The sequence below is a fragment of the Pseudomonas serbica genome (assembly GCF_028823535.1).
GTDB lineage: Bacteria > Pseudomonadota > Gammaproteobacteria > Pseudomonadales > Pseudomonadaceae > Aquipseudomonas > Aquipseudomonas serbica.
The window spans coordinates 76,359-83,716 of the sequence record NZ_JAQIYM010000022.1 but is presented as its reverse complement, the minus strand read 5'-3'; the positions used below and the strand labels follow the sequence as shown (position 1 = coordinate 83,716).

At 59.1% G+C, this 7,358-nt stretch carries 6 protein-coding genes; 4 read left to right on the top strand and 2 right to left on the bottom strand.

What is annotated here, in order from left to right:
* Positions 1-434 precede the first annotated feature (434 nt).
* Positions 435-1,655, bottom strand: a complete 1,221-nt coding sequence (locus NQL71_RS27930; RefSeq protein ID WP_077185137.1) for a CaiB/BaiF CoA transferase family protein — start codon at positions 1,653-1,655, stop codon at positions 435-437.
* A 12-nt stretch (positions 1,656-1,667) separates the two neighbouring features.
* Positions 1,668-2,849 carry an acyl-CoA dehydrogenase gene (locus tag NQL71_RS27925; protein ID WP_008064832.1) on the bottom strand — a complete coding sequence of 394 codons (1,182 nt, stop codon included), beginning with the start codon at positions 2,847-2,849 and terminating at the stop codon, positions 1,668-1,670.
* 157 nt (positions 2,850-3,006) lie between these two features.
* On the opposite strand from NQL71_RS27925, the gene NQL71_RS27920 reads away from it, so the two are divergent.
* The 4 genes from NQL71_RS27920 to NQL71_RS27905 all read left to right on the top strand — a co-directional run bounded on the left by NQL71_RS27920 (position 3,007) and on the right by NQL71_RS27905 (position 7,261).
* On the top strand, positions 3,007-3,906 hold the full coding sequence (locus tag NQL71_RS27920; RefSeq protein ID WP_046818714.1) for a LysR family transcriptional regulator: 900 nt from the start codon (positions 3,007-3,009) through the stop codon (positions 3,904-3,906).
* A 435-nt stretch (positions 3,907-4,341) separates the two neighbouring features.
* Entirely contained in the window at positions 4,342-5,463 is a 1,122-nt protein-coding gene (locus NQL71_RS27915; protein WP_046818713.1) for a Re/Si-specific NAD(P)(+) transhydrogenase subunit alpha, read from the top strand.
* A gap of 11 nt (positions 5,464-5,474) precedes the next feature.
* Positions 5,475-5,831, top strand: coding sequence for an NAD(P) transhydrogenase subunit alpha part 2 (locus tag NQL71_RS27910; RefSeq protein WP_046818712.1), 357 nt, complete (start codon positions 5,475-5,477; stop codon positions 5,829-5,831).
* The gene (locus NQL71_RS27905; protein WP_046818711.1) at positions 5,828-7,261 is read left to right on the top strand and encodes an NAD(P)(+) transhydrogenase (Re/Si-specific) subunit beta; all 1,434 of its coding nucleotides are present in this window, start codon (positions 5,828-5,830) and stop codon (positions 7,259-7,261) included. Before NQL71_RS27910 ends, NQL71_RS27905 begins: the two co-directional genes overlap by 4 nt.
* Positions 7,262-7,358: the final 97 nt, after the last annotated feature.

Below are 7,358 nucleotides of genomic sequence, written 5' to 3'. Positions count from 1 at the left end.
ATTGTTAAAGAGCGGTTGGTTAAGATCTTTCGTCTCAACCGAGGCGCGCATTCTACAGCAGCCTCATTTGCTGTCAAGTGATATTTTTCAGAAGTTTTCAAGGAATCCCTAACAACTTCAACCACTTGCGCTTCAGATCTCTCATCAGCGGGAGGCGAATTCTACAGCGTTACACGCTGCTGTCAACACCTCTTTTTCAACTCCCTACCGGCTTCGATGAACTGAAGCAAGTCACTGCCAAAACTGCGTAACTCTTTGTTTACCAAGGAGTTTTCCGTTTCGACTGCGCCGGAAGTGGGGCGAATTATAGGCTTCCAGAATCTGCCGTCAAGCGTTGATTTGGTTTTTCTATCAATACCTTGCAGCGCGAGCCAAAACGCCACGATGGCCCCTATATAGAGAAGAGAAGTTCTCCTCTATATAGAAGAGCTCTATCAGAGAACACCCGAAGCCTTGAGTGCGGACACGGTTCCAGCCTCAAGGCCCAGTACCCGCTGCAACACCTCCAGCGTATGCTCACCCAGCAAAGGAGGCGCAGAGCGGTATTCCACCGGTGTTTCGGACAACCGAATCGGACTGGCCACCTGCGGCACCATTCCGGCCAGTGCATGCGGCAACTCGATCGCCAATCCGCGCGCCTTGACCTGGGGATCCTCAAACATCTGCGCCAGATCATTGATAGGCCCACACGGCACACCAGCCTGCTCAAGCTGAGCGACCCATTCAGCGGTCGTCTTGAACACCGTAGCCTGACGAATCAGCGGAATCAGCACCGCCCGGTTTGCCACCCGCAACTTGTTAGTCGCAAAACGCGGATCGTCGGCCCACTGCGGCTGCCCCGCCACTTCGGCAAACTTGCGGAATTGGCCATCGTTGCCGACAGTCAGGATGAAATCGCCATCTGCCGTAGGAAAATCCTGGTAAGGCACGATGTTCGGATGAGCATTTCCCAGGCGTTTGGGCGCATTGCCCGTCGTCAGGTAGTTCATCGCCTGATTGGCCAGGCACGCGACCTGGACATCCAGCAATGCCATGTCGATATGCTGCCCGCCGCCGTCGTGGTCTCGATGCGCAAGTGCCGCCAGGATGGCCACCGTGGAATAGAGCCCGGTGAGGATATCCGTCAACGCTACGCCCACCTTGACCGGCCCCGCACCTTCTTCGCCTTCAGGTCGCCCCGTCAGGCTCATCAGGCCTCCAAGGCCCTGGATCATGAAGTCATAACCCGCACGCTTGGCGTAAGGACCGGTCTGCCCAAACCCGGTGATCGAGCAATAAATCAGATCAGGGTTGATCGCCTTCAGCGACTCATAGTCCAGGCCGTAGGCTGCCAGGCCGCCGACCTTGAAATTCTCGATCAGGATATCCGACTTGGCCGCCAGCTCACGCACCAGCTTCTGCCCCTCAGGACGCGTGAAGTCGATGGTGACCGATTGCTTGTTGCGGTTGGCCGACAAGTAATAGGCGGCCTCGCTGGTGTTCTCTCCATAGGCGTCCTTGAGGAACGGAGGGCCCCAGGCGCGCGTGTCATCGCCATTGCCCGGACGCTCGACCTTGATCACTTCGGCGCCAAGGTCGGCGAGAATCTGTCCGGACCATGGCCCGGCCAGTACCCGCGATAAATCCAGTACCCGTAGATGCGAAAGCGCGCCCATGCCGTTCTCCTATTAATAGAACGCCTGGATACCGGTCTGCGCACGACCGAGGATCAGCGCGTGGACGTCATGCGTACCCTCATAGGTATTCACCACTTCCAGGTTGACCAGATGACGAGCAACCCCGAACTCATCCGAGATACCGTTGCCGCCCAGCATGTCGCGAGCCATGCGCGCGATATCCAGGGACTTGCCGCAGGAGTTGCGCTTCATCATCGAGGTGATTTCGACCGCCGCAGTACCTTCGTCCTTCATGCGCCCCAAACGTAGGCAACCTTGCAACGCCAGGGTGATTTCGGTCTGCATGTCGGCGAGCTTCTTCTGGATCAGCTGGGTGGCGGCCAATGGGCGACCGAACTGCTGGCGGTCCAGGGTGTATTGACGCGCGGTGTGCCAGCAGAACTCGGCGGCGCCCAGTGCGCCCCAGGAGATGCCGTAACGGGCCGAGTTCAGGCAGGTGAAAGGACCTTTCAGGCCACGGACGTCGGGGAAGATGTTCTCTTCCGGAACGAACACGTTGTCCATGACGATCTCACCGGTGATCGACGCCCGCAGGCCAACCTTGCCATGAATTGCCGGGGCGCTCAGGCCTTTCCAGCCCTTTTCCAGGACGAAGCCACGGATGTCGCCGGCATCGTCCTTGCCCCAGACCACGAACACATCGGCAATCGGGCTGTTGGTGATCCACATCTTGCTGCCGGTCAGGCTGTAGCCGCCTTCCACTTTTCGTGCCCGAGTGATCATCGCACCCGGATCGGAGCCATGGTTAGGCTCGGTCAGGCCGAAGCAACCGATCCATTCGCCTGATGCCAGTTTCGGCAGGTATTTCTGTTTCTGTGCCTCGGTACCGAATTCATTGATCGGCACCATAACCAGGGACGACTGCACGCTCATCATCGAGCGGTAGCCGGAATCGACACGCTCGACTTCACGGGCAATCAGCCCGTAGCTGACGTAGTTCAGGCCACTGCCGCCGTACTGCTCAGGGATGGTTGCGCCCAAAAGGCCTACTTCGCCCATTTCGCGGAAGATCGCCGGATCGGTCTTTTCATGGCGGAAAGCTTCGAGCACGCGCGGCGCTAGACTTTGCTGGGCGAACTGCGCAGCGGTGTCGCGAATCATGCGCTCTTCTTCGGTGAGCTGTTGATCCAGCAGCAGGGGATCGATCCAGTTGAAGCTAGCTTTACCGGCCATGAGTGTGTCCTCTCGAAACAGGTCAAATAACGTGCAGTGATCCTAGGCCGGGTTAGACGCTTGGGCAAACGAGGATTTCGCATACTGTTGTGCTAATTTCTCACTCCGAAACGTCGCAAAACCCTTTCAAGGCGATGTATTAGTGAGGTTGACGTACATGCGCAGGAAAATACCCAGCACCACGGCCCTGATCAGCTTCGAGGCGGCCGCACGCCATGAAAGCTTCACCAAGGCAGCCCAAGAACTTTCGCTCACCCAAGGGGCCATTTGCCGACAGATCGCCAGCCTCGAGGAGTTCCTAGGCGTGGAACTGTTCCGACGCTCGCGACGCGGGGTCAAGCTGACGGAGCCGGGCCTTTCCTACAGCCGCCGGGTTGCCACTCAACTCGATGCAGTCGAGCGCGATACCTTGTCGGTAATGGGCCAACAGGGAGCCAACGTCATAGAACTGGCCGTGGTTCCGACATTTGGCACCCAGTGGCTGCTACCCAGGCTCAAGGACTTTCAACAGAAACACCCGGAAGTGACGGTCAACCTCACCAACCGCACCCGGCCATTCCTGTTTGCCGACACCGATTTTGACGCAGCGATCTACTTCGGTGACGCGGATTGGTCCGGTACTGAATCCCACAGGTTGATGGGCGAAAATCCGATGCCCGTGTGCAGCCCTAATCTATTGGGAAAAAGGGATGCCCTGACGCCCGGTGAAATCGCCGACCTGCCCCTCCTGCAACAGACCACCCGCCCCTATGCCTGGCGCCAATGGTTCGCCTCACAACAACTGAATGTCCCGCGCGACATGACAGGGCCGCGCTACGAGCTATTCTCCATGCTGGCCCAGGCCGCGATGCACGACATGGGCATTGCGCTGATCCCGCCGTTCCTGATTCAGCGCGAACTGGCCGAGGCTCGCCTGGTGATCGCCAACCCCCAGGCACTCTCCAGCATCAAGGCCTATTACCTGATGATTCCCGAGAGAAAGGTCGAATCTGCGTCTTTGAGGGCTTTTCGGGACTGGCTGGTAAACCAGGCGCATGGCTACAGCCTAGAAGGGTAAAGGCCCAGAGCACTTACCTGACCTCGTAGTCAGAAAAATGAAAACCCTACAGATATAAGTATTTGTCGCCTGGAGGAAAACTGTAAGACAAAGCAGTACAAACGTGCCACAAGCGCCTGAAGACGCGGCTTTGCGCCACTATTACCGTGCCATGCCGCATCATTCATATGGCCGATGCACAAATTGTTTGAATTGCGCCAGAATCCACGAAAGGCACGGCCTAGACGGGATTGAGCCGTTTGGTTGCGACATTCGGTCACGGGGTGACTTGTAGTTAATTTTCCGTCACCCGTCATAATCCCTTGAAGGGCACAAAGTTCGCCTGCAAAATGCCGCGCCCCGCTTGATTTTAGCGGGGTCGTGCTGATCGGCCGCCCCAGCCGCACCATCCGTAGTGCATGGGTTTACTCTATAAGATCACGCAGGAGATTTGACGTGCACATTGGTGTTCCTCTCGAAACCCAGACCGGTGAAACACGGGTTGCTGCAACCCCCGAAACCATCAAGAAGCTGATCGGCCAGGGTCACAAGGTCACTGTTCAAAGCGGCGCCGGCGTCAATGCCAGTGTTGTCGACAGTGCCTATGAAGCCGCTGGTGCGACCATTGGCAGCGCCAGTGAGGCGTTTGGTGCAGAGCTGATTTTGAAGGTCGTCGCCCCCAGCGACAGCGAGCTTGCGCTGATTAAGAGCGGCACCGTTGTGGTGGGGATGCTCAATCCGTTCAACAACGAAACCATCGCCAAGATGGCCGAGTGCGGCATTACCGCCTTTGCCCTGGAGGCCGCCCCTCGCACATCCCGCGCACAGAGCCTGGATGTCTTGTCCTCGCAAGCCAACATCGCCGGCTATAAAGCCGTGTTGCTGGCCGCTCATCATTATCCGCGCTTCATGCCGATGCTGATGACCGCTGCGGGTACCGTGAAAGCGGCGCGGGTGCTGATTCTCGGTGCGGGTGTTGCCGGATTGCAGGCCATCGCCACGGCCAAGCGCCTGGGTGCGGTGATCGAGGCGTCCGACGTGCGCCCTGCGGTGAAGGAGCAGATCGAATCCCTCGGCGCCAAGTTCGTCGACGTGCCTTACGAGACCGATGAAGAGCGTGAATGCGCCGTCGGTGTCGGCGGTTACGCCCGCCCAATGCCAGCCAGCTGGATGCAGCGCCAGGCCGTGGCCGTGCACGAACGCGCCAAGCAGGCAGACATCGTCATCACCACGGCACTGATTCCGGGTCGCAAGGCACCGACGTTGCTCAGCGCGGAAACCGTGGCACAGATGAAACCCGGCTCGGTGGTCATCGACCTCGCCGCGGCCCAGGGTGGCAACTGCCCGCTGACCGTGGCCGATCAGGTGGTCGTCGAAAACGGCGTGACCATCGTTGGCCCGACCAACCTGGCTGCCGCGGTAGGCGCCGATGCCTCGGCCCTGTATGCACGCAACCTGCTGGACTTCATGAAACTGTTGTTCGATAAAGAAGGACAACTGGTGATCAACCTTGAAGACGATATCGTCGCCGCGTGCCTGATGTGCCGCGACGGCCAGATCGTGCGCAAGAACGGCTGAGGATAAAAACAATGGAAGACATGCTGATCTCTCACGGTATCTACAACCTGATCATCTTCGTGCTGGCCATCTATGTTGGCTACCACGTGGTCTGGAACGTGACCCCTGCACTGCACACCCCGCTGATGGCCGTGACCAACGCCATTTCCGCCATCGTCATCGTCGGCGCCATGCTCGCTGCCGCGCTCACCGTAACCCCGCTGGGCAAGACCATGGGCACCCTGGCCGTGGCCCTGGCCGCCGTCAACGTGTTCGGTGGCTTCCTGGTCACCCGGCGCATGCTGGAAATGTTCAAGAAGAAAGCGGCTGCAGCAAAAGCTCCGGCAGCCAAGGCCGAAGCAATCAAGGCTGAGGTGCAGCAAGCATGAGCATGAACCTGGTTACTTCCCTGTATTTGATCGCCTCGGTCTGCTTCATCCAGGCGCTCAAGGGACTCTCGCACCCCACCACGTCGCGTCGCGGCAACCTCTTCGGCATGCTCGGCATGGGCCTGGCGATCCTTACCACGGTCGGCCTGATCTACAAGCTCGGTGCCGAGCTGGCCCACGACGGTATCGTCTACGTGATCGTCGGCCTGCTGATCGGCGGCACTGCCGGTTCGATCATGGCCAAACGCGTCGAAATGACCAAGATGCCCGAACTGGTCGCCTTCATGCACAGCATGATCGGCCTGGCAGCGGTGTTCATCGCCGTGGCTGCCGTGGTCGAGCCACAGTCGCTGGGCATCGTGCAGAATCTTGGCGATGCGATCCCGGCCGGTAACCGCCTGGAACTGTTCCTCGGTGCTGCCATTGGTGCAATCACCTTCTCCGGTTCGGTCATTGCCTTCGGCAAACTGGCGGGCAAGTACAAGTTCCGCCTTTTCCAGGGCGCACCGGTACAGTTTGGCGGTCAGCACAAGCTGAACCTGCTGTTGGGCCTGGCCACACTGGCCCTGGGCGTGACCTTCATGCTCACCGGCGACTACACCGCTTTCGGCGTGATGCTGGCGCTGGCCTTCGTGCTCGGCGTGCTGATCATCATCCCGATTGGCGGCGCGGACATGCCGGTGGTTGTGTCCATGCTCAACAGCTACTCCGGCTGGGCGGCAGCGGGTATCGGCTTCTCGCTGAACAACTCGATGCTGATCATTGCCGGCTCCCTGGTAGGTTCATCCGGTGCGATCCTCTCGTACATCATGTGCAAGGCGATGAACCGCTCCTTCTTCAACGTGCTGCTTGGCGGCTTCGGCAATACCGCCGAGGCAGGCCCTGCAGGCGCCAAGGAAGCCCGTCCGGTGAAATCCGGCTCGGCTGACGACGCGACCTTCCTGCTGACCAACGCCGACACCGTGATCATCGTTCCGGGCTACGGCCTGGCGGTAGCACGGGCGCAGCATGCCCTGAAGGAACTGACCGAGAAGCTGACCCATCGCGGCGTGACCGTGAAGTACGCGATCCACCCGGTCGCCGGTCGTATGCCGGGGCACATGAACGTGCTGCTGGCCGAGGCCGAAGTGCCGTACGACCAGGTGTTCGAGATGGACGACATCAACTCCGAGTTCGGCCAGGCCGACGTGGTGCTGGTGCTGGGCGCCAACGACGTGGTCAACCCTGCTGCGAAGAACGATCCGAAATCGCCGATTGCCGGCATGCCGATCCTCGAAGCGTTCAAGGCCAAGACCATCATCGTCAACAAGCGCTCGATGGCCAGCGGCTACGCCGGCCTGGACAACGAACTGTTCTACCTGGACAAGACCATGATGGTGTTCGGCGACGCCAAGAAAGTCATCGAAGACATGGTTAAAGCCGTCGAGTAAGACCGCTTCGCAGCACCACAACGCCCCGACTCGTCGGGGCGTTTTTGTTTGTAAAAATCGTCGGACAAAGGAACGCTTTGTTACCGATACGGTAACG